The organism is Natronomonas sp. EA1, from assembly GCF_051195035.1.
In the GTDB taxonomy this organism is placed as follows: Archaea; Halobacteriota; Halobacteria; order Halobacteriales; family Haloarculaceae; genus JBNTJV01.
On the sequence record NZ_JBNTJV010000001.1, the window covers coordinates 969,011 to 991,470 of the forward strand.

At 66.8% G+C, this 22,460-nt stretch carries 19 protein-coding genes and 1 pseudogene; all 20 read right to left on the reverse strand.

The window, feature by feature from the left end; translation table 11 throughout:
- Positions 1 to 30: 30 nt before the first annotated feature.
- On the reverse strand, positions 31 to 1,299 hold the full coding sequence (locus ACQUQR_RS05270) for a substrate-binding protein (RefSeq protein WP_435195506.1): 1,269 nt from the start codon (positions 1,297 to 1,299) through the stop codon (positions 31 to 33).
- A gap of 157 nt (positions 1,300 to 1,456) precedes the next feature.
- A complete protein-coding gene (locus ACQUQR_RS05275) occupies positions 1,457 to 3,514 on the reverse strand; it encodes a bacterio-opsin activator domain-containing protein (RefSeq protein ID WP_435195330.1) in 2,058 nt (685 codons plus the stop codon).
- A 163-nt stretch (positions 3,515 to 3,677) separates the two neighbouring features.
- Complete coding sequence (locus ACQUQR_RS05280; RefSeq protein ID WP_435195332.1) at positions 3,678 to 5,579, reverse strand: acetate--CoA ligase; 1,902 nt, start codon at positions 5,577 to 5,579, stop codon at positions 3,678 to 3,680.
- A 97-nt stretch (positions 5,580 to 5,676) separates the two neighbouring features.
- On the reverse strand, positions 5,677 to 7,377 hold the full coding sequence (locus ACQUQR_RS05285; protein ID WP_435195333.1) for a methylmalonyl-CoA mutase family protein: 1,701 nt from the start codon (positions 7,375 to 7,377) through the stop codon (positions 5,677 to 5,679).
- Between the two features lie 72 nt (positions 7,378 to 7,449).
- A complete protein-coding gene (locus ACQUQR_RS05290; RefSeq protein ID WP_435195335.1) occupies positions 7,450 to 8,259 on the reverse strand; it encodes a CBS pair associated ParBc domain-containing protein in 810 nt (269 codons plus the stop codon).
- A 39-nt stretch (positions 8,260 to 8,298) separates the two neighbouring features.
- Complete coding sequence (locus tag ACQUQR_RS05295; protein ID WP_435195337.1) at positions 8,299 to 9,837, reverse strand: DHH family phosphoesterase; 1,539 nt, start codon at positions 9,835 to 9,837, stop codon at positions 8,299 to 8,301.
- A gap of 96 nt (positions 9,838 to 9,933) precedes the next feature.
- The gene (locus ACQUQR_RS05300; RefSeq protein WP_435195339.1) at positions 9,934 to 11,412 is read right to left on the reverse strand and encodes an NADH-quinone oxidoreductase subunit N; all 1,479 of its coding nucleotides are present in this window, start codon (positions 11,410 to 11,412) and stop codon (positions 9,934 to 9,936) included.
- Complete coding sequence (locus ACQUQR_RS05305; RefSeq protein ID WP_435195341.1) at positions 11,412 to 12,965, reverse strand: complex I subunit 4 family protein; 1,554 nt, start codon at positions 12,963 to 12,965, stop codon at positions 11,412 to 11,414. The genes ACQUQR_RS05300 and ACQUQR_RS05305 overlap by 1 nt, the downstream gene beginning before the upstream one ends.
- Positions 12,966 to 13,035: 70 nt before the next feature.
- On the reverse strand, positions 13,036 to 15,066 hold the full coding sequence (nuoL, locus tag ACQUQR_RS05310) for an NADH-quinone oxidoreductase subunit L (RefSeq protein WP_435195343.1): 2,031 nt from the start codon (positions 15,064 to 15,066) through the stop codon (positions 13,036 to 13,038).
- Positions 15,067 to 15,068: 2 nt separating this feature from the next.
- On the reverse strand, positions 15,069 to 15,374 hold the full coding sequence (gene nuoK / locus ACQUQR_RS05315) for an NADH-quinone oxidoreductase subunit NuoK (protein WP_435195345.1): 306 nt from the start codon (positions 15,372 to 15,374) through the stop codon (positions 15,069 to 15,071).
- A complete protein-coding gene (locus tag ACQUQR_RS05320) occupies positions 15,375 to 15,779 on the reverse strand; it encodes a hypothetical protein (protein WP_435195347.1) in 405 nt (134 codons plus the stop codon).
- The gene (locus tag ACQUQR_RS05325; RefSeq protein ID WP_435195348.1) at positions 15,776 to 16,048 is read right to left on the reverse strand and encodes an NADH-quinone oxidoreductase subunit J; all 273 of its coding nucleotides are present in this window, start codon (positions 16,046 to 16,048) and stop codon (positions 15,776 to 15,778) included. The genes ACQUQR_RS05320 and ACQUQR_RS05325 overlap by 4 nt, the downstream gene beginning before the upstream one ends.
- A 171-nt stretch (positions 16,049 to 16,219) precedes the next feature.
- A complete protein-coding gene (locus ACQUQR_RS05330; protein ID WP_435195350.1) occupies positions 16,220 to 17,113 on the reverse strand; it encodes a response regulator in 894 nt (297 codons plus the stop codon).
- Positions 17,114 to 17,162: 49 nt separating this feature from the next.
- Positions 17,163 to 17,249, reverse strand: a pseudogene (locus tag ACQUQR_RS05335) (NuoI/complex I 23 kDa subunit family protein); the annotation flags it as partial.
- Positions 17,250 to 17,360: 111 nt separating this feature from the next.
- Positions 17,361 to 17,822, reverse strand: coding sequence for a NuoI/complex I 23 kDa subunit family protein (locus ACQUQR_RS05340; RefSeq protein WP_435195351.1), 462 nt, complete (start codon positions 17,820 to 17,822; stop codon positions 17,361 to 17,363).
- A gap of 1 nt (position 17,823) precedes the next feature.
- Positions 17,824 to 18,912 (reverse strand): complex I subunit 1/NuoH family protein, encoded by a 1,089-nt coding sequence (locus ACQUQR_RS05345; protein WP_435195353.1) that lies wholly within the window; start codon positions 18,910 to 18,912, stop codon positions 17,824 to 17,826.
- Positions 18,912 to 20,594 (reverse strand): NADH-quinone oxidoreductase subunit D, encoded by a 1,683-nt coding sequence (locus ACQUQR_RS05350; RefSeq protein WP_435195355.1) that lies wholly within the window; start codon positions 20,592 to 20,594, stop codon positions 18,912 to 18,914. The genes ACQUQR_RS05345 and ACQUQR_RS05350 overlap by 1 nt, the downstream gene beginning before the upstream one ends.
- Positions 20,591 to 21,268 (reverse strand): NADH-quinone oxidoreductase subunit B, encoded by a 678-nt coding sequence (locus tag ACQUQR_RS05355; RefSeq protein WP_435195357.1) that lies wholly within the window; start codon positions 21,266 to 21,268, stop codon positions 20,591 to 20,593. The genes ACQUQR_RS05350 and ACQUQR_RS05355 overlap by 4 nt, the downstream gene beginning before the upstream one ends.
- Position 21,269: 1 nt before the next feature.
- Positions 21,270 to 21,677 (reverse strand): NADH-quinone oxidoreductase subunit A, encoded by a 408-nt coding sequence (locus ACQUQR_RS05360; RefSeq protein WP_435195358.1) that lies wholly within the window; start codon positions 21,675 to 21,677, stop codon positions 21,270 to 21,272.
- Between the two features lie 149 nt (positions 21,678 to 21,826).
- Positions 21,827 to 22,441: a 5-(carboxyamino)imidazole ribonucleotide mutase gene (gene purE, locus ACQUQR_RS05365; RefSeq protein ID WP_435195360.1), complete on the reverse strand. Its 615-nt coding sequence runs from the start codon at positions 22,439 to 22,441 to the stop codon at positions 21,827 to 21,829.
- Positions 22,442 to 22,460 lie beyond the last annotated feature (19 nt).

Consider the following 22,460-nt stretch of genomic DNA (forward strand, 5'->3'; position numbering starts at 1 on the left):
CTCATGATATATAGCTGGTGGGAGTGGGGATTATTTGTACGGACCGAGCTCACACTTCGCGGCCGGGCCTGTATCACAGGCGTAGGTGACCTTCTCCGACGGGGTCAGATTCACGATCTCGTAGTAGTTCCCCGTCTCGATCTCGTCGGCGGGCAACCCGCGCACGACGGGCACCGCGCGCTGCGCCTGGTGGTCACAGCCGCGCATCGTCTCCGGGCCCATCCCGATGTTGCTGTACTGGAAGCCCTCCAGTTCCTTGATGACGTCCGGCGGGTAGAAGCTCCCCGCGCGCTCGACTGCGGCCGCGTACTGGAGCGTCTGGGCGTACGCGAGCTGTGCCGGCCCGGAGGGGACACGCGAGTACGCCTGTTGGAACTGCTTCGTGAACTCCTTCGACGGCTCGTTGTCGATAGCGGAGTCCCAGGCGACGGTGCCGAACACGCCCGAGATCGCGCTTCCGGCGGCCTCGGCCATCGGGCGGTTGTACAGCGGGACGACGATCGCCATCTCCTCTTTCAGGCCGGCGTCGGCCGCCTGCTGGACGGAGTTCGCGCCGTCGAGCCCGTAGTGGTCGAGCAGCAGGACGTCCGCGCCGGAGTTCGCCGCCTCCGAGAGATACGAGGAGTAGTCCTTCGTCCCGAGCGGCGTGGCGACCGAGTCGATCTGCTCCCAGCCGGCGTCCTCCGTCAGGAACCGCTTCATCGACTCCTGGACGGACTGCCCCCAGGTGTAGTCGGCGTACAGCTGGTAGAACTTCTGGCCCTCGCCGTACTCCTCTTTGAGCACGGGGGCGAGCGCCTTCGCCGTGTGATAGGCGTTGAACATCTCACGGAAACCGTACCGCACGCAGTCAGTCCCCGTGGTGTCGTTCGAGTGGGTCAGACAGGCCATGAACAGCACCTTCTGTTTCTGGCACTCGTCCTGCACGTTGATGGCGACGGACGAGGAGGACCCACCGGAGATCATGATGGCGTTGTCCCGCTCGATGAGCTTCCGGGCGTTCTCACGCGCCTTCGCCTTGTCCGTCTGCGTGTCGGTGGTCTTGAAATCGATCTGATAGCCCGCGACCCCGTCACCGGAGAGGTCGTCGAACTGGCTGTCGACCCAGCCGCCACCGTTGTTCAGGTGCTTCACCGCGAGCTTGTACGCACGCAGCTCGTCCTGGCCCTCCGAGCCGTACGGCCCCGACAGCGGAACGTTGAACCCGAACGTTGCAGTGTCTCCCTCGATGGGGTAGTTCCCGAGCGACTCCGCCCCGCCACTCGTCAGCGACGACGTGCAGCCTGCGAGCCCGGCGATTCCGGTTGCTCCGGCGGCCTTCACGACATCACGACGAGTGAGTTTGGTACTCTGAGTCACGACATTACGTACCAAGAAGATGGGTACTAAAAACGTGATGTATAATAGTTTTAAATCGGGGCGTGAGCGCCCGAGAAGCCGGCGTTCGCGGGAGGGTTCACTCGGCGAAGAAGACGTCGAGGAGCTTCCGCTGTGCGCGCCGCAGATGGTTGTGGAGCGTCGGGGAGGAGACCCCCACCGAATCGGCCAGCTCCTCGCCCGTCGAGCCGCGCGGCCAGTCGAAGTAGCCCGCGTGGTAGGCGGCCTGTAACACCGAGTGCTGCCGGGGCGTGAGCCGTTCGCCGAGCTCCTGCTGGAACTCCATCGGGGTGCGCGTCGAGCGCCCACCCTCACGTTTCGCGAGGAGCTGGACGCCCGGGAACTGTGCGGAGACGTCCTCCACGAACTCCCGGACATCGGTGTTCGAGGCGACCTCACAGACGACCGTCGTCCGCCCGGTGGTGCTGGTGAGCGAGCTGACGTGGGCCCCCAGATCGATGAGCGCGTCGGGGAGGGCGTCACCGCCGGAGGTGACCTCGAGCAGCGACTCGCCGCTGTGTTCCGTGATGAGCCGGGCGTCCGTCGCCACCTCCGAGAGCCGTTCGATGGCCGCCTGCGGCGAGGCGTCCGCGACGGTGACGTAGTAGAGCAGCGATCCGTCCTCCAGCGGGACGGTTCCCTCGACGGTGAGCGTACACGAGAGCGCCGAAGAGACCGTCGCGAACAGCGAATTCCCCCCGTCGTGGCCCAGCTCCAGCTCGAGGAGGCTATCGGAGAGCAGCAGGCGCTTCCACTCCACGGCGGCGAGGACGCTCGCGACCCGCCGGGCGAAGCCGTCGAGCGCCCGTCGTTCCCGGTCGTCGAACGGGGCGTCACCCGGGGGCGCGACGACGAGCACCCCGTGTGTCGTCTCCGCGAACCCGAGCGGGACGGCGACCAGCAGACGCGTCTCGTCGTCGCCGTCGGACTGCTGGAGCCGTGCGCCCCCCGCCTCGACCGCGCTCTGGACGAGCGGGGCCTCGCTCACCGACTCGACGAACTCGGCCGTGTCGGGGCTCGTCGCCTCGGTCGTGGGAGCGCTCTCCGTCACTCCGTCGACGACCCACGCGTGGCGGTAGAGCTCCCGGTCGGTGAGCCCGGTGACGGCGGTCTCCAGGACCCCCTCGCGGGTAGTCCGTTCGGTGACGGCGTCGCCGACCTCCCGGAGGTGCGACTGCACGCGGTCGAAGCGGTCGAGCGCACGGCGCGTGCTCGGGGGGATGGCTCCCTCGCTCCCCACGGAGTAGAAGGTGGCGACGAACCCCGACCCGTCGTCCAGTTTCGTCACGCTGAGCCGGCCGCGGATCGGCTCGCCACCGGGGACCGTACAGGCGACGGGGCCGTGCCAGGTCCGCCCCGCGGCGACCGTCTCCCACAGCTGGGCGTACTCCGTCTCGTCGATCTCGTCGGCCAGCTCGCGGAGCTCGCGACCGGCCGCGAGCTCGTCGCTGAGCCCCGTCACCGCCTCGAACTGCGCGTTCACGTCGGTGACGCGGCCGTTCGAGTCGAGCAGGAACGCCGGAAAATCCAGGTCGTCGAACGCCGCGCGGAACCGCCGGTCCGTGGAAGCAGGGCGGGTACCGAAGGCGCTCGCGATGGCCGACCGGGAGACGCGGTCGGGGGTGGGGACGAACTGGTCGAGGCGGCTCCAGCCGCCGGTCGCCATGACGGCCGCGGGGGGGACCCCATCGGCGAGCCGTGCGCGCGCGAAGTAGCGTCGGAGCGTCGTCGAGGACACCGCCGAAAGCGAGCTGTCGCCGGTCTCGGCCGCGGCGTCCTCCCCGGTCTCCGCGATGAGCATCTGGAGCCGGCGGGCGCTCACCTCGAAGACGGGCGCTTCGGGGCCGATACCGTTGCTCTCAGCGTAGCGGTCGAGGTCGCGTTTGACCTCTCGTGGGAGGTAGGCCTGTCGCTCGTCGGAGCCGCCGACGGCGACGAAGTAGTGGACGGCACCGTCGTGGACGTGCGCGCGGATGTCACCGCGTGTGAGCGCCGCCACCTCCACCGGCCGCAACCCGGCCTCCCCGACGAGTCGGACGAGCAGTCGTCGGCGGTACGTCGTCGCCGTCCGGACGAGTCGGTCGTACCCCTCCCTGGAGAGGCCGTCGCCCGAGGTTGTGAGTTCCTGCGCACCCATCGTTTCGCTCTATATCTGCCACACGAAATAAGTATGCGGGTTGATACCGCGGGGTGCGATAGTAGTAAGACCAGCCTCGGGGCTCGTCACGGGGGTACACGGCAGAAACACCCCCGAACAGAGTTCGAGGGACCAGTTCTTTTCACAGCAGAGAACCGAAACGTCAGTTCCCGTCGGTGACGGTTTCGAGCTCGCCGACGGCTTCCGGGTTCCGGAGGGCGCTGGTGTCGCCGTACTCTTCCCCGTCGGAAATCGCCGACAGGAGCCGCCGCATGATCTTCCCCGAGTGCGTCTTCGGGAGTTCTGCGGTGAAGACGACCGCACCGAAACGCGCGGTCGGGCCGAGCACCTCCGCGACGTGCGCGGTGATGCGCTCGTGAAGCGCGTCCGTCCCCTCGTACCCGCGCTCGGTACAGACGTAGGCGATAGCCGTCCCGCCCTGCTCGCGCGACTCGACGACAGCAGCCTCGGCGACCCCTTCGACCTCGATGATGGCCCGTTCGAGCGTCGCCGGCCCGAACGCGGTGTTCCCCACCGAGATGATATCGTCGTCCCGGCCGAGGAACGTGACGTAGCCGTCGTCGTCGATGACCGCGCGGTCGGTGGTGACGTACATCCAGTCGTCCGCGCCCGCGGCCTCGCGGGCGAGCGCGCGCGACATCCCCGGCCACGGCTTCGTCACGGCGAAGTGCCCCGGCTCACCACCGGGGGCCGGCTCTCCCTCCCGGTCGACGATGGTGACGTCGAGCCCCGGCAGCGGTGGCCCCACGGAGCCGGGTTTCATCTCGTCGATGCCGGGGATGGTGGAGGCGACGACCCCACCCGTCTCCGTCTGCCACCACGTGTCCACGATGGGGGCCTCACCGTGGCCGATATGGGTCCGGTACCACCCCCACGTCTCGGGGTCGATGGGTTCCCCGACGGTGCCGAGTAGCCGCACCGACGAGAGGTCGTACTCGGCGGGCGCGTCCGGCCCCCACTTCATGAACGCCCGAACGGCGGTGGAGGCGGTGTAGAACACGTCCACCCGGTTGCGCTCGATGACCTCCCAGAGCCGACCCTTCTCGGGCTGGTCCGGCGCGTTCTCGTAGAGCACCGTCGTCGCTCCGAGCGCGAGCGGAGCGTACACCATGTACGAGTGGCCAGTGATCCACGCGATGTCCGCGGCACACCAGTAGGTGTCCGCCGGCGAGATGTCGAGTACGGAGTGGCCGGTCCACGCCACGTAGGCGAGATACCCACCCGTCGCGTGGGTGACGCGTCTCGGTTCGCCGGTCGTCCCGGAGGTGTAGATGACGAAAAGCGGGTCCGTCGCGTCGCGGGCAACCGGCTCCACCGTCTCCCCCCGGTGGGTCGCCCGGAGGTCCTCGTACCGATGGTGGTCACCGCCCAGATACACGTCGTCGTCGAGGTGGACCGTGACGATCGAGGTCACGTCGTGGTCGACCGCGATACAGGCGTTGTCCGCCTTCGTCTTCTGGTTCACCGCACTCCCTCTTCGATAGTAGCCGTCGCAGGTGACGAGATACCCGGACTCCGTGCGTTCGAGCCGGGTCGCGAGTTCGTCGGCCGAGAAGCCCGCGAACACGACGTTGTGGAGCGCCCCCAGCCGCGCACACGCCAGCATCACGATGGGGAGCTCCGGGATGACGGGCATATAGCAGGTGACCACGTCACCCTCCTCGACCCCCAGCTCGCGGAGCCCCGCCGCGACCTCGTTCACCTCGTTGTAGAGATCGAGATACGTGTACGTCCGTGACTCGCCGGTCGACCCTTCCCAGCGGATCGCCACGTGGTTCTTCCGGTCGCGAAGGTGGCGGTCCAGACAGTTCGCCGCCGCGTTCAGCTCTCCACCGTCGAACCACGAGAGCGCAGTGCCGTCGTCGACCAACACGTCGTCGTAGGGCGTCTCCCAGTCGAGGAGGGCGGCCGCCCGCGACCAGGCCTCCACCCCCTCCTCCGCGAAGCTGTCGCGGAGCCCCTCCTCCTGGACGTTCGCCCGCTCGGTGAACGCGTCGGGCGGTGCGACCGGGGCAGGACCCCCCTGCGAGTCATTCCTTACCATACACTACACCCGGCGGTATGTCGAATCATGGTAAAAAGCTTCGGTGAAACTATCCCAACCCCGCCGCTCGACGGGCGGGCCATCGACCGGTCCACGGTCAGGCCAGCCCGATCTTCTCCTGATAGGTGCCGTGGTGGTCCGCGAAGACCTCCATGATCTCACCCATCGAGGCGTACACCTTCACGGCGTCCACGATGTACGGCATCACGTTCTCCCCGTTGTCGATGGCATCGGAGAGCGAATCGAGCGTCTCCTCGACGGCCTCGTCGTCGCGCTCCTCCTTGACGCGCTTCAGCCGTTTCAGCTGGTGTTCCTGCGAGGCGTCGTCGACGTGGAGCAGGTCGATGCTGGTGTCCTCCTCGATGGCGTACTTGTTCACGCCGACCATGATCTCGTCACCGGCGTCGACCCGCTTCTGGTACTCGTAGGAGGCCTCCTGGATCTCGCGGTGGAAGTACCCCTGCTCGATCCCTTCGAGGACGCCGTCGCGCACGGAGCCCTCCCCGAGCTCCCGAATCTCCTCGATGTAGGCCATGATCTCGGCTTCCATCTCGTTGGTGAGCTTCTCGATGGCGAAGCTCCCACCGAGCGGGTCGACGATGTCCGCGGCCCCGGACTCCTCGGCGATGATCTGCTGGGTCCGGAGCGCGACGCGGACGGCCTCCTCCGAGGGGAGCGCGAGCGCCTCGTCGTAGCTGTTCGTGTGCAGCGACTGCGTCCCGCCGAGCACGCCCGCGAGCGCCTGGATCGTCGTGCGGACGATGTTGTTCAGCGGCTGCTGCGCCGTGAGCGACTGGCCCGCCGTCTGGGTGTGGAACTTCATCCGCTTCGACTCCGGGCACTCCGCGCCGTACCAGTCGCGCATGATACGGGCGTAGATGCGTCGCGACGCGCGGAACTTGGCGATCTCCTCGAAGATGGAGTTGTGCGAGTTGAAGAAGAAACTCAGCTGTGGCGCGAACTGGTCGGTCTCGAGCCCCCGGTCAAGCGCGTCCTCCACGTAGGCGAAGCCGTCCGCGAGGGTGAACGCGGCCTCCTGAGCCGCGGTGGAGCCGGCCTCGCGGATGTGGTACCCCGAGATGGAGATCGGGTGGACCTTCGGCGTCTCCTCGACCGCGAACTCGACGGTGTCGGTGACGATATCCAGCGAGGGCTCGGGTGGGATGACCCACTCCTTCTGCGCGATGAACTCCTTCAGCATGTCGTTCTGGAAGGTCGCGCGGATCTGGTCGCGGGGCACCCCCTGCTGGTCCGCGAGCGCGACGTACATCGCGTAGATGACCGCGGCGCTCGGATTGATGGTGAAGCTCGTGGAGACCTCGCCGACGTCGATGCCGTCGAACAGCACCTCCATGTCGGCGAGCGTGTCGACCGCGACCCCCTCCTTCCCGACCTCGCCGTCGGACATCGGGTGGTCGGAGTCCAGCCCCATCAGGCTCGGCATGTCGAACGCCGTCGAGAGCCCCGTCTGTCCCTCGTCGATGAGATAGTGGAACCGTTCGTTCGTCTCCTCGGCCGTCCCGAAGCCGGCGAACTGCCGCATCGTCCACGTCCGTCCGCGGTACATCGTCGGGTACGCGCCGCGCGTGTACGGCTCCTCACCCGGGAAGCCGAGATCCTCCCCGTAATCGATATCCGCCACGTCCTCGGGGGTGTACAGCCGGTCCACCTCCATGTTCGACACCGTCGCGAACCGGTCTTTGCGCTCCCCGTAGGAGTCGAGTACCGGCTCGAGCGTCTCTGCTTCCCACGACTCGCGGGACTCACGAATCGCGTCGAGCTCGTCCTCGTCGTACATATCCTGATGTTTGCGGGAACCGCAAAGAAGATTCCCCATCGTTTTTCCTGTGAGACGCCCGACCCCGCGCCGTCAGTCCCGTTCCTGCAGCCGTTTCGTCGTCTCCACCAGCGGGTGGTGGGCGTAGTCCACCTCCTGGATGTCCTCGATGCCGGTGAGGTTCTCCTTGCGAGCCGTCTCGGCCATCCCGAGGCTCACCCGCTCGTCGAGGACGATGACGTAGGCGTCCATCTCCTCGATACCCAGCCGCTGGGCCGCCTTCACGCGGTGGTGGCCGTCCGCGAGCAGCAGCTCACCCATGTTGTCGATGACGACGAGCGGTTCGGCGAGCCCGTTCTGGAGTTCGTAGCTCCGCCCCTCCAGCTCGTCCGTGTACACCTTGCTCTGGGTGGGGGTGAGCTCCGCGAGCGGGACGCGCCGGCGCTCCTCGCTCGCCGTCACGTCGTGGATGTTCTGGAGCGTCTGGATGAGTTTCTCCACCTTGTCGGGGGTGGCCCGCTCGATCTGCGAGCGGATCACGTCGGCGTTGGAGATGATACCCACCAGGTTGCCGGCGTCGTCGACGACCGGGAGCCGCTGGATGCCCGACCGGAGGATGACCCGGGCCGCGTCCGTCACCTTCATCTCCGGGTGCGCGACGATGAGGTCGCGCGTCATCACCTTGAAAAGCGGGTCGTTGTCGTCGGCGAGCAGCAGGTCACGGGCGGAGATGAACCCCTCCACCCGGCGGCCGCTGGCGACGGGGAACCCGGAGTGGGCCTCCTCGCTCTCCGCGATCCGGCGGGCGACCGCCGCGACGGTGTCGTCGGGTGACACGGTGTCCACGTCACGCGTCATGTAATCGCGGACGCGCGGTTTCCCCTCCAGCGTGTCTCGTTCCATCGCCCGGAGATGCGTGGCCGCCGCGGAAAAACCCCGCGCCTACTCCGGGGACGCCTCGGTGTCCGGTTCACTCCCCTCCTCCGGCACCTCGTCTCCCGCCGACACGTCCTCCTCGGGCTGGGCCTCCCGCCGCGGTCCCTCCGGCAGCCGGAGGTACTCCCGGCCGGCGTAGACGGGGGAAGCCCTGTGGGGGCCGATACCGAGCGTCTCGAAGAACCGCTCGCGGACGAACTCCTCGATGGCCGCCCCCTCGTCTTCCCCCTCCTCGACGAGCGCCCCGACCGGAATCTGTGCCCCGGCCATGTCCGCGTGCCCCCCGGCCGACCCGATCTGCCCGAACGCCTCGCGGAGCGCCTCACCCAGGTCGAGGTCGGTCCCGCGTGCGCGCGCGGACGCGTAGACGGTGTCGTCTTTGTGGCCGTAGACGAGCGTCGTCGTCACGTCCTCCATGTCGAGCAGCTGGTCGGCAGCCTGCGCGAGCGCGTCACGGTCACCGATGTCGCGGACGCAGGTGAGGAGCACGCCGTCGTTCACGACACGATTGCGGATCGCCCGCCCGACGATGTCCAGCGTCTCGGGCGAGACGCTCGGCGACTCCACGCGGTTCAGCGTCTCCGTATCCGCGAACGGGAGGAGATACGTCGCCGCCTCGAAGTCCTCCAGCGACACCTCACGCGAGAAGTCCTTCGTGTCCACTCGGATCCCGAACAGCAGGCCCGTCGCGAGTGAGGTGCTCGGCTCGATGCCGAGCGCCCGCAGGTAGTCCGTGATGAGCGTGCTCGTCGCTCCCACGTCCGACCGGAGGTCGACGAACTGCGCGTCGATGGGCGCCCGCGGCGGGTGGTGGTCGATGACGACGTCCACGGGGGTATCCTCCGGGAGCTGGTCGTTCACCCCCGGCCGGGAGTGGTCGACGAGCGCGAACCCGCCGAACTCGTCTAAGTCCTCCCCGTCGATGTTGCGCAACGAGAGGTCGAGCAGATTGACGAGCGCGCGGTTCTCCTGATGGTTGATGTCGCCGAAGTAGACCGCCTGTGCGGGCGTGCCGAACCGCTCTGCCACCGCCGCGAGCGCGAGCGCGCTGGCGATGGCGTCCGGGTCGGGGTTGTCGTGGGCGACGACCGCCAGGGTCCCGTCGATGCTCCGCAGTACCCGTCGCAGCTGTCGCACGTGGACCCCCTCGTCACCGACCCGACCGAGCACGTCGTCCGCGACGGCAGCGACCGGGTCGACGACGTGGTCCGCGAGCCCCCGGAGCGCCGCCACGTCGTCCTGCGTCGCCCCCTTGCCGGCGTAGGCCAGCCGGAACGCGTCGGGGAAGTACTCCGCCGCGAGGGTGGCGGCCTGCCGGTTCTGTCCGGGGTCGTCGCTCCCGACGATCACCGTGTTCGGGTCGTACTCGGCGAGGACGCTCGGGTCCGCCGGGTCCGCCCGCTCCGCCGGGACGTTCTCCGCGCGGAGCGTTTCGACACGGTGCTCGTCGGGTGTGAGCACGAGGACGACGCCCGGCCCCTCGTTGACCGCGCGGGCGAGCGAGCGCCCGACGGACCCACACCCCAGCACCAGCCGGGATACCATATCCTGGAGTTCGGGGCCAGCGGCTAAAAGCCTCCGTCTGCGAGAAACCGGCGACTGCGCGGCTGTTCGGGGGTGAAAACGGGAGGAGAGCGGTGGTTAGAACAGCGCCGCGGCGGCGTCGAACGCGGTGTCCGAGAACAGCCCAAGCGCGGGGAGCAGGGCGACCGTCGCGACGGCCGCGATGAGGACGGCGGCGTAGAGCCCCGTCGGGTACCCCTCGATCTCGAACGAGGAGGCCGGCTCTTCGATCCACATCGCCTTCACGACGCGGCTGTAGTAGAACAGCGACAGCGCGCTGTTCACGGCACCGACGAGCGCGAGCCACCAGACGCCGGCACCGACCGCGCCGGCGAACAGGTAGTACTTCGAGAGGAAGCCCCCGCCGATGGGGAGGCCAGCCAGCGAGAACATGAAGACGGTCATCGCGACGCAGGCGACCGGCGCCTGTGTCGCGAGGCCGTTGTAGTCCTCGAAGGTGCGGCCGACGCCCCAGTACTCGACGAGCGCGATGAACAGGAACGCACCCGTGTTCATGAAGCCGTAGACGAGCAGGTGGATCATCCCCGCGCCGAGGACGAGCCCCTCGTTACCCGCGCCCGTGAGGGCGGCAAGCGCGATGAGCACGTAGCCCGCGTGGCCGACCGAGGAGTACGCCAGCATGCGCTTGACGTTCTCCTGAGTCGCCGCGGCGAAGTTCCCGAGCGTCATCGTGACGACGGCGAGCACCTGGAACAGGAGCACCCAGTCGATGGCCGTGACGACCGACGAGATGGGGAAGGCGACGACCATCACGCGGAACGCGATGGCGAAGCCGGCCGCCTTCGACGCCGACGAGAGGAACGCCGAAATCGGTGCGGGCGCCCCCTCGTACGCCTCCGGCGCCCAGAAGTGGAACGGGACGGAGGCCGTCTTGAACGCGAACCCACCGACGAGCATCACCAGCCCGACACCGAGCACGCCGGGGAGGTCAGTGCCGCCGACGTTCGCGGCGACGGTCTCCAGCGCGAGCCCGCCCGTAACACCGTAGATGAGCGAGATGCCGTAGGCCATGATCGCGGAGGAGAGCGCGCCGATGAGGAAGTACTTCAGCCCCGACTCCACGGAGCCGCGGTTCCGTTTGAGGAACGCGACGAGCCCGTAGGAGGGAAGCGACGCGAGCTCCAGCGCGACGAAGATGGTCGCAAGGGAGTTCGCCGCGGCCATCAGGGTCATCCCCATCGCCGCGAGCATGACGAGGATGTAGTACTCGGCCTGGTGGCGCTGGCCCTTCAGATAGTCGAAGCTCGCCAGCGTGACGAGCAGCGCGACGCTCGTGAAGATGAACTGGAAGAACAGCGCCATCTCGTCGACGACGAGCTGATCGCCGTACAGCGTGGTCGCGGGGTCACCGACGCCGGAGAGCAGGTACGCCCCGGAGACGGCCATCGCGGCGAGGGAGCCGACCGTCGCCGTGCCCGCGAGCAGCGCGTTGTTGCTCGAATCGGGGTCGATACTGTCCAGTACGAAGAGGACGAGCGCCGTGAGGCCGACGACGAGCGTCGGGGCGAGCGCCGCCCAGTCAGGGGTTATCGCCATTAGATGTCACCTCCGAGTTCGAGAGCCGCGGAAACCGGCTCGATCACCGGGTTCACCGCGTCCTGGATCATCCCGAAGAAGATGTCGTTCGGGAAGGTCCCCAGCGCGATGATAAAGAGGATGAGGACGATGAGCGGGACCACGTCGTGCGTGGCCGCGCGCGTGACCTCGTAGTCCGTCTCCGAACGGAACCCGCCGAAGAGGGTCCGCTGCATCGCCCACAGCAGGTAGCCGGCGACGATGACGATCCCGAACATCGCGATGGCCGTGAACAGCGGGGCCATCGGGAGCACGGTCGACTGGAACGAGCCGAGGAAGACGAACAGCTCGGCCGCGAACCCGGCCATCAGCGGGAGGCCCATGTAGGCGAACGAGCCCGCGAGGAACGCGCCCACCGTGACGGGCATCCGGTCCGCGAGGCCGGCCATATCACCGACCATGCGCGTGTGCGTGACGTTGTAGATGACGCCGACGCACATGAACAGCAGCCCCGAAATGAGGCCGTGTGAGATCATCTGGAACGTCGCGCCACCGACCCCGTAGGTCGTGTACGCGATGAGCCCCAGGATGACGTACCCCATCGACGAGACGGACGAGTAAGCGACGATGCGCTTGAGGTCCTGCTGCGCGAGCGCGAGTAACGCGCCGTAGATGATGGAGACGACGGCGAACAGCGCGATCGGCACCGCGTAGGCCGCCGCGACCTCCGGGAGCATCGTGAAGTTGAACCGCAGCAGGGCGTACGTCCCCATCTTCAGGAGGACGCCGGCCAGCATCACCGACGCGGGCGTGGGGGCCTCGACGTGGGCGTCCGGCAGCCACGTGTGGAACGGCACCACGGGCACCTTCACCGCGAACCCGACGAACATGGCGAGGAACGCCAGGCTCGCGACCTGATTCGCGGAGAGCAGGCCGAGCCCACCGAGTTCACCGGCGCGCAGCGCCTGCGCGATGGTCGGCATGTCGAGCGTCGACACCGAGTCACCGAGCCCGAAGACGAGCCCGAAGAACCCGATGAACATCACGATGGAGGCGATGTTCGTGTAGACGAAGAACTTGATCGCGGCGTACTTCCGGCGCGGGCCGCCCCAGACGCCGATGAGGAAGTACATCGGGATGAGGACGGCCTCCCAGAAGACGAACCAGACGAAGAAGTCCAGCGCACCGAAGACGCCGATGAGCGACGCCTCCATGAACAGCATCAGGCCGTAGAACTGGCTCTTGCGGTCGTCGATGGGCGTCCACGCGCTCAGGATGGCGAGCGACGTGAGCACCGTCGACAGGACGACGAGCGGGAGCGAGATCCCGTCGAGGCCCATGTGCCAGCTGATGTCGTACGGGCCGAGCGTGATCCACTGGTAGGTGGTCTCGTAGGCGATGTCGCCGCCGAGGAACGCGTTGCCCGAGCCGTCGAAGTTCGCGTACATCACGAGCGAGACGGCGACGGGCAGTAGGCTCCAGAGGAACGCCCCCTTGGGCGCGTACTCGTCGGGCAGCAGCATCACGCCGACTGCACCGGCGAGACACAGCGCGATTAAGAACTCTAACATCATGCGGACCACCCCCGGTGGTCCGCAGCGGTATGAGAGCCGCAGCGCGCGACGCGCGACCGTCTCTCAACCATCATGCGAACCACCCCGAGGTGACCCCGAAGCCGACAAGCAACAGGACCAGCCCCAGCGTCAGGAGTGCGGCGTAGTTCGACACGATACCCGTCTGGATGCGGCGCAGGCGGTCACCCGAGAACAGGCTCAGGCTGGAGACGAAGTTGACGGCGCCGTCGATGACGCCCTGGTCGAACTTGTCCGCCGCGCGCGCGACGTTCAGCGTGAGGCCCTCAGCGAGCCACACCTGATACTCGTCCTGGTAGTAGTTGTTGAACAGCAACGTTTTGAGCGAACCCAGTTTGTCCGTGTGCTCCACAGGGTCGGGGCCCCGGTAGAGCGCGAGCGCGAGGCCCGCACCACCGAGCGCCAGCCCGAGCGAGAGCGCCGCGGAGGCTAAAAGCGAGACGACCTCGCCGCCGAGGAACGTCGTGTTGGCCGTGTAGCCCGCGAAGTCGTGGAGCAGCGTGCCGTAGTACTCGCCGTTGAGCGTCTCCGGCCCGTGGAACAGCCAGTCGTGGAGGTACTCCGGGACGGCCGGCACCACCTTGTGGACCGGGACGAGGTTGATGACACCCGCGACCGCGGCGAGGACGCCGAGGATGACGAGCGGCACCTTCACGTTCCAGCGAACGGGGTGGGGGTCCTTCGCGGTGTCCGAACGGGCCTCACCGTGGAAGGTCAACAGCACCATCCGGAAGGTGTAGAAGCCCGTGAAGAACACGGCGATGAGGCCCATCGCGTAGGCTCCGAGCAGCAGCGGCGAGCCACCGAGGCCGTGGACGAGCGTTTCATACAGGACCTCGTCCTTCGACCAGAAGCCGGAGAACGGGACGATGCCCGCGAGCGCGAGCGACCCCGAGAGGAACGCGTAGTAGGTGATGGGCATCTTGTCTTTGAGCCCACCCATATCCCACATGTTCTCGTTGTGGTGCATCGCGATGATGACCGAGCCAGCACCGAGGAACAGAAGCGCCTTGAAGAAGGCGTGGGTCGTCAGGTGGAAGACCCCGGCCACGTAGCCTCCTCCTCCGAGGGCGAGCATGATGTAGCCGTACTGGGAGATGGTGGAGTACGCGAGCACCTGCTTGATCTCACGCTTCACGACGCCCATCGTCGCCGCGAACAGCGCGGTGAAGCCACCGACGAACGCGATGACCGCGAGCGCGGTGGGCGAGAGCGCGTAGAAGCCGTACATCCGGGCGACCAGGTAGACACCGGCCGCGACCATCGTCGCCGCGTGAATCAGCGCGGAGACGGGCGTCGGACCCTCCATGGCATCCGGGAGCCACGTGTGGAACGGGAACTGGGCGGACTTGCCCATCACGCCACCGAGGACGAGCATTCCCAGGATCGTGACCCAGGTCTGTGCACCCATGCCGAACAGCGTCTCGCCGTTCTCGATGGCCGCCTTCGCGAGCTCCGGGAAGCTCTCGGAGCCCATGAACGCGCCCGTGCCGAAGGTGGCGAAGATGCCGACGACGCCGATGAGGAAGAAATAGTCACCGAAGCGAGTGACGAGGAACGCCTTCTTCGCCGCGGACGGCGGGCCGTCGTCGCGGAACCAGAAGCCGATGAGCAGGTACGAGCAGAGCCCGACCAGCTCGAAGAACATGAACGCCATGAGGATGTTGTCCGCCATGACGAACCCGAGCATCGACGCGGTGAACAGGCCCAGCTCGGCGTAGTACCGGGGGAGGCCCGTCTCGCCCTCGTCGTTCATGTAGCCCATGGAGAAGACGTGGACGAGCAGCGCGATGGTCGAGACGATGACCAGCATCAGCGTCGACAGCTGGTCGAGCAGGATGCCGAAGGTCAGATCGAAGGTACCCTGCCCGGCGACGAACGTGTAGAGCGTCGCCTGATGGGCGTGGCCGTTCGCCACCGAGACCAGCGCCCACAGCGAGAGCAGGAGCGAGCCAGCGGTGGCGGCGATGCCGGCGACTGCGCCCTTCTTCGGGAGGTGCTTGCCGACCAGCAGGGCGATCAGGAACGATACGAACGGGAGGAACGCGATAGCCGGTGCGAATGCGAATGCGCCTTCTGCCATTGTTACCACCTCAGAGTCGTCGCCTTCGTCACGTCCACGTCCGCGAAGTTACGGTAGAGGACGAGGATGATCCCGATTCCCACGGCGACCTCGGCGGCAGCGAGTGCCATCGTGAACAGGCTGAACACCTGTCCCGTGAGGTTACCCCAGTAGAACGAGAACGCGACGAAGTTGATGTTCGCGGCGTTCAACATCAGCTCCACGCTCATCAGGAACATCAGCGCGTTCCGACGCGTGAGGATGCCGAACAGGCCGATACAGAACACGGCGGCCGAGAGGACGAGATAGTACTCGACGGGGACCGCCATCTAGCGGTCACCCCCGTTCCGGTCCTCATCGTTGCTCGCGGGGCGTGACGTGCCCCGCTCGCCACTCCGAGACGCGTCTCGCGTCTCGCGTCCACCGTCAGTGAGCGGGAGGATGCCACCGTCGGCCTCCCGACGTGCGAGCATCACCGCCACGGCGAGCGCGGCGATGAGCACGAGGTCGATGATCTCGAACGCGACGAGGAACCCCTCCGACGGGAGCGTCCCCGCGTCGAGGTCGAACATCGCGTAACCGATGGTGGCAGTAATCTCTGACGCGCCGTTGAACGTCTCGTGCTCACCGAAGTTCGCGGTGAGGAAGACGGCCGACAGCACGCCGAACAGCGCGAAAGCCAGAAGCCCCACGGCCTGACTCTTGCTCGTGTGGAGACGCGGGCGCGTCGTCATGCCCCCACCTCCTCCGAGCCCTGTTCACGGGTCAGCATCACGGCGAAGGTGATCAAGATGAGCACCCCGCCGACGTACACGAGGATCTGCATTGCTGCGAGGAACTCGGCACGTAACATGACGTAGTGGATCGCGACGCTGGTCAGCGACACCCCAAGCAGGAGCGCGGCGTGCCAGACGTCACGAACCAGTACGACGCCAAGGCTGCTCCCCACGGTTAAGAGGGCGAACAGTAGGAACGTCGCTAGTTCGACCGGTGCTACAGCCATTATGTGAGCCTACGCCGGATGCGGTTTGAAGCTTACCTTTCTACGCGCGCGAGCGGGCGCTCGCGGACGGGGTCGCCCCCCACTTCGCGTAAATATCACCGTCGACCACGCCGGTTACCCGGAAAATACCCCCCGTTTGCCCGCTTCGAGCCCTCGCGCGCGCACCCGCACTCACTCGCACGCGGCCACGAGCGACGCCAGTCGATCGGCCGCCGCCCGCGCATCGGCGAGCGCGTCCCCCTCGCCCGCCCGGTCCAACGCCTCGTGGAGCGCGCCGAGTGCGTCTTCGACCGCCGGGTCCGGGGCGGGGCGGTGGTCGACCGCCAGCAGCACGCCCGCTACCGCGGGGCCACCGTCGTACTCGATTCGCCCGCCGTGGACCTCGACAGTAATCACGGTGCCATCGGGGCGCACACACCGGAACGCGTACCGGATGCTCTCGATTTCACCCTCGGCCCGGCGGCGGAGGTTCTCCGCGACGAGCTCTCGGTCGTCCGGGTGGACCACCTCGAGCGGGGACATGCCGACGAGCGACTCCTGGCTCCGCCCGAGGATACTCGCCAGCCCGGGGTTGGCGTAGACGAACACGTCCTCCTTGACGATGTAGATGCCGACGAGGCTCTGCTCGACGAGCCGATGATACCGCCCCTCGGCCTGCCGGAGCGCCTGCTCGGCCCGGTGTTTCTCCACGTGTGTCCGGATGCGCTGTGACAGTACCTCGTACTGGTCCGGCGTCGTCTTCTTCTGGAGGTAGTCGTCGACGCCGGCCGAGATCGCCCCACTCGCGATCTCCTCTGACCCTTTCCCCGTGAAGAGGATGAACGGCAGCTCCCCGCAGCGGTCCCGAACCGCCTCCAGGAGGTCCAGACCGGTCCGCCCCGGCATGTCGTAATCCGAGACGAGACAGTCGATCGGCTCGTCCTCGAGCACCGCCAGCGCGTCGGCCGCACTCGAGACGCCGACCGTCACCATCCCCGCCTGTTCGAGGAACACCCCGACCATCTCGACCATCGCCGGGTCGTCATCGACGTGGAGGACTCGAACCGGGGCATCGAACTCGCTCACGATACGTCACGTACGCGAGCAGACCGTAAGAGGGTTGCTTAAAAGAGGGTTACTGGTAGTCGACTTCCCCGTCGCTCTCGCCGATCCACGCACTGCGGTCCGGCTCGCGCGACGCCAGCGGGTCGATGTCCTCGCGACCCCACGGTTTTCCCGTTCGGGATATCGCGCTCGCTGTCGCTCGCGTCGAAACCACTCACGGCAAAACCGTGGGCGAAAAAGGCCGCCCTCGTTCCACTCGGGCGGGCGGCTACTGGTAGTCGACTTCCCCGTCGCCCTCACCGATCCACGCACCACGGTCCGGCTCACGCGACGCCAGCGGGTCGATGTCCTTGTACCACGGCACGTTCTTCAGCTGCTCTTTGTTGAACGCCAGGTCGTCCTTCGTGTCACCCGTGAACTCGAAGTTCTGGGTGAGCAGGATGGCGTCGACCGGGCAGACCTCCTCACAGAGCCGGCAGTAGATACACTGGCCGATGTGGAGGTTGTACTGTTCGCCGTTGCGCTGGTCGTCCGTGACGATCTGAATCGTGTCGTTCGGACAGACGTTCTCACACTGGCGACACCAGATGCACCGCTCCTGTGAGAACTTGTGCACGCCACGGAACCGGGGGCTCACTTCGGGCGTGGCCTCCGGGTACTCGACGGTGAAGGTGGTCCCGTCGAGGGCGTGTTTCATCGTCGTCGCCATGGATTTGAGTAGTCCGATCATGTTACGCGATCACTCCCACGATAACGGCCGTGAGCACGAGGTTCGCGAAGGAGAGCACGAGCATCCCCTTCCAGCCGATCTCGATGAGCTGGTCGATACGAACACGCGGGATGGCAGAGCGCATCCACTGCGTGAACAGGAACACCGCCCAGATCTTGATGGTGAACCAGACGATACCCGGCAGGACCGGGCCCGCGGGTCCGCCGAGGAACAGCGTCGTGATGATGGCACCGCCGAGGAAGATGTGCAGGAACTCCCCGAGGTACATCAACACGAAGTAGACCGAGGAGTACTCGGTCTGGTACCCGGCGACGATCTCGGTGGGCGCCTCCGGGATGTCGAAGGGGTTCCGGCCCACCTCTGCGAGGTTCGCGGCCATGAACAGGATGAACGCAAAGGGGTTCACGAAGGCGAACCACGCCGGGATCGTGACGCCGCCGAGCGTGAACAGCGGCTCGGCCTGCGCCGCGACGATCTCGCTCATCTGGAGCGAGCCGGCGAAGACGACGACCGAGGCCGCGGTGATGACGAGCGGGATCTCGTACGCGAGGTTCTGTGCCACCGCGCGCAGCCCGCCAAGGAGGGAGAACTTGTTGTTCGACGCGTAGCCCGCCATCACGATACCGACCGAGGCGATGGAGGCGACGGCGAACACGTACGCGAGCCCCGCTTCGGGGTCCGCGAGGTGGATACCGCTCCCCATCGGGATGACGGCGAAGCCCAGGAGCGCGGAGGAGGCCATCACGATGGGCGCGATGTCCCACGCGGGCCGGTCGACGCCCTCGGGCACGATGAGCTCCTTCGAGAGCAGCCGCACCGCGTCAGCGACGATGATGAGCAGGCCGAACGGCCCGACGCGGTTGACGGCGATGCGGTCCGTGAACGCGGCGGTGATCTTCCGCTTCGCCCACGGGCCGGCGACCGCCGTCATCGTCAGCATCAGCGTGCCGACGAGCGCCGCGCCGAGGAACGCCGCGAGGAAGTCGTTGATGGGGCCGCCACCGAGACCGAGCAGCCCGCCGATGGTCTCCGGCAGGGTGGTCGTCCCGGTCGTCGCGTTCGTGGCGTTGGTGGCGTTCTCCTGTAGCATCAGCGGTCCACCTCCCCGAGCACGATGTCGAGGCTGCCGAGCGACGCGATCATGTCCGGGATGTACTCACCGTTGGACATCACCGGCAGCGTCTGGAGGTTCGAGAAGCACGGCGAGCGGATCTTGAAGCGGGCGGGCTTGTCCGTCCCGTCCGCGCGGATGTAGATGCCGAGTTCGCCCTTCGCACCCTCGACCGAACGGTAGATCTCCGTGTCCGCGTCGGGCTTGAGCGTGCGGGGGACGTTCGCCTGAATCTCGCGGTCCTCCTCCGGCCAGTCCTCGAGCAGGTCGACACACTGCTCGATGATCTTGGCCGACTCCTCGACCTCCTGCATGCGCACGAGCACGCGGGAGTAGTTGTCACAGCCGTCCTCCGTGACGACGTCCCAGTCCAGCTTGTCGTAGTAGCCGTACGGGTCGTCACGCCGGAGGTCGTAGTCGATGCCGGAGCCGCGGGCGACCGGCCCGGTCGCGCCGTAGCTCTTGGCCTCCTCCGGGGGGAGGACGCCAGTGTTGATACACCGCATCTGGAAGATCTCGTTCGAGGAGACCATGTCGTGGTACTCCTCGAGCTTCTCCGGGAGCCCGTCGAGGAAGTCGCGGGTCTTCTCGAAGAACTCCTCGCGCGGCTCGGGGAGGTCCCAGGCCACGCCACCGAGACGGAGGTAGTTGAACATGAGCCGCTGACCCGTGAGGTCCTCCAGGATGTCCTGGACGATCTCGCGGTCGCGGGTCGCGTACATGAAGATGGCCGTGAAGTCGCCGTAGACATCGAGCGCGAACGTCCCGAGCGCGAGCATGTGGCTCGCGATACGGCAGAGCTCCGCACTCATCGTCCGGATGACCTGCGCGTACTCCGGCACCTCGATGTCGGCGAGGTCCTCGGCCGCGCGGGCGTAGGCCCACTCGTTGAGGATGCCCGCGGAGATGTAGTCCCAGCGGTCCGGGTACGGCATGATCTGGTGCCGGTAGGTGCCCTGCTGGCAGAGCTGCTCCTCACAGCGGTGGAGGTAGCCGATGTCGGGTTCCACGTCCGCGACCTGCTCGCCGTCGAGCGTCGTCTTCAGGTGGAGCACGCCGTGGGTCGCCGGGTGGTGCGGGCCGATGTTGACGAACATCGTGTCCGACTCCGAGTCACGATAGTCCTCCTGCAGCGGGTTCGCGTGCTCGCGCAGAGTCACGACCTGCGGCTGCTCCTGGTTGTAGTCCATCCCGAGCGGGTGGCCCTGCCACGTCTCCGGGAGGAGGATGCGGCGGAGGTCCGGGTGGTCCTCGTACTCGATGCCGACGAGGTCGTACGCCTCGCGCTCGTGCCAGTCGGCCGTCCGGTAGACGGCGTCCGCGGACTGGCTCACGGGGTGCTCCTTGTCGGCGGGGACGACGACGCCGACCTCCTGGGTCGGGTCGTCGTACTTCTTCAGGTGGTAGATGGACTCGTAGCGGTCCTCGTACTCCTGGGCCGTGACACACGAGAGGTGGTCGAAGCCGGCCTCGTCACGGAGTTTGAACAGCGCCTCTTGCACCTCGTCGGGGCGGACCACGAACGCCTCGGCGTTGATGTGGGACTCACGCCCGATGACGTGGTCGCCGAGGAGTGCCTCGAGGGCCTCGTAGTCGACGCCGTCTTCGGTCTCGCCGACGTCGAGGGCGCCCTCGTCCGGGGTGGGCTCCTCCAGGCTCATGGTGAATCAGCCCAGTTGTAGCGCATGACGAGGTCCTCCTCGTCGATCTGGTCGGCCAGGTGCTCGACGAGTTCGTCCTTCTCGAGGTCGCCGAACTGCTCGAGTTCGTACGGCTTCACGGTGACCGGGGAGGTCTCGCCGTTGGCGACGCGCTCCTGGAGCTTCGCGATACCGTAGACGAGGGCTTCGGGCCGGGGCGGGCAGCCGGGGACGTGGATGTCCACCGGGATGACCTCCTCCGCGCCCTTGATGACGTTGTAGCCCTCCTGGAACGGGCCGCCCGAAATCGTACAGGAGCCCATCGAGACGACGAACTTGGGCTCCGGCATCTGGTCGTAGACGCGCTTCATCCGCGGGGCGAACTTCGAGACGATGGTACCGGGGACGATGATGACGTCCGCCTGCCGCGGGGAGGCACGGGGGACACCCGCACCGAAGCGGTCGAGGTCGTGTTTGACGGCGTAGGTGTGCATCATCTCGATGCTGCAGCAGGCGATGCCGAACTGCAGCATGAACATGGAGGACCCACGCACCCAGTTCATGAACTTGTCGAACTTCGTGAGGATGAACGGCGAGGAGCCGAACGCCTCGCGAAGCTTCGAGTTAAATCGATTGTCGACGCCTTCGCCCATCCGGGCTTCCTGCGTCGACATGGGGGTGTTGTCGCTGCTCATATTAGCTCTCCGTCTTCTTCAGTTCTGCGCGGGGGCTCGACACCCACCGCACTGCGCCGTTCCGCCACGCCCACCCGAGCCCGATAAGGAGCACACCGATGAACACCAGCATCGGCACGAGCGCTGCGCCGAGGCCGAACTGCGTGACGGCGTCTCGATAGATGACCGTCCACGGGAAGATGAGGACGGTCTCGATGTCGAAGACGACGAACAGCAGCGCGACCATGTAGTACTGAATGTTAAAGCGGATACGCGTGTTGCCCGTCGGAATCTCACCGGACTCGTAGATGGCGCGTTTACCCTGCTCCGGGACGCTCGGACGCAAGAGGCTCGAAATCACCACCATCGACATGGGGATGACTAAGGCCACGAGCGCGAGCGCACCGATAGCGATCCATGGATTGCTCATCTCGTCTGTATCATCCGGCGGTTAGGAAGCCGGGTACATAAGGGTTGATTCTTGTGCGTGCGCCCGCGTGCGGGCGGATTCGCCGCCGCACGGGGGAGTGAGACGAGTGGTCGATGGCCGAAGTGAGGAATACGGTCGCCCGACGGGTCCTACCGCCGATTTCGGAACGCGTCCGTCCCGGCCTCGTGGAGCTCGCGGGAGACCTCGCCCACCCCCTGCTGCAGGTCGTGGTGGTACTCCAGCAGGCGTTCTTCCAGTTCCGGGTGCTCGCGCGCGAGCATCTGGACCGCCGACAGCGCGGCGTTGAACGACTTGCCCGCGTCCACCGCGACGATGGGCGCGCCCGTCGGCATCCCGATCACCGAGTCGACGGACTTCTCCTGGACGGGCACCCCGATGACGGGGAGCGGGTACGCGATGCTCGCGGTCATGTTCGGCAGATCGGCCGACTTCCCACCCGCGCCTGCGATGATGACATCGAGTCCCCGGTCGCGCGCGGTCTTCCCGTACGCGTACATCAGGTCGGGGGTGCGGTGGGCCGAGACGACGTACGTCTCGAAGGTGAACCGCGCTTCAGGGGGAGCATCGTAGTCCGTCACCTCCGCGAACCCGAGTTCGGTCAGGGCCTCGTAGGCCCCGTACATGGTGTCGAGGTCGGAGTCGGACCCCATCACGATCCCCACCTCGGGGGTGTCCTTCGGGGCACGGTCCCGCTCGGCTTCTCGTTCGAGATCGTCGATGAGCGTCTGGACGGATTCGGCCATGGTCAGTGTGCGTAGGTGT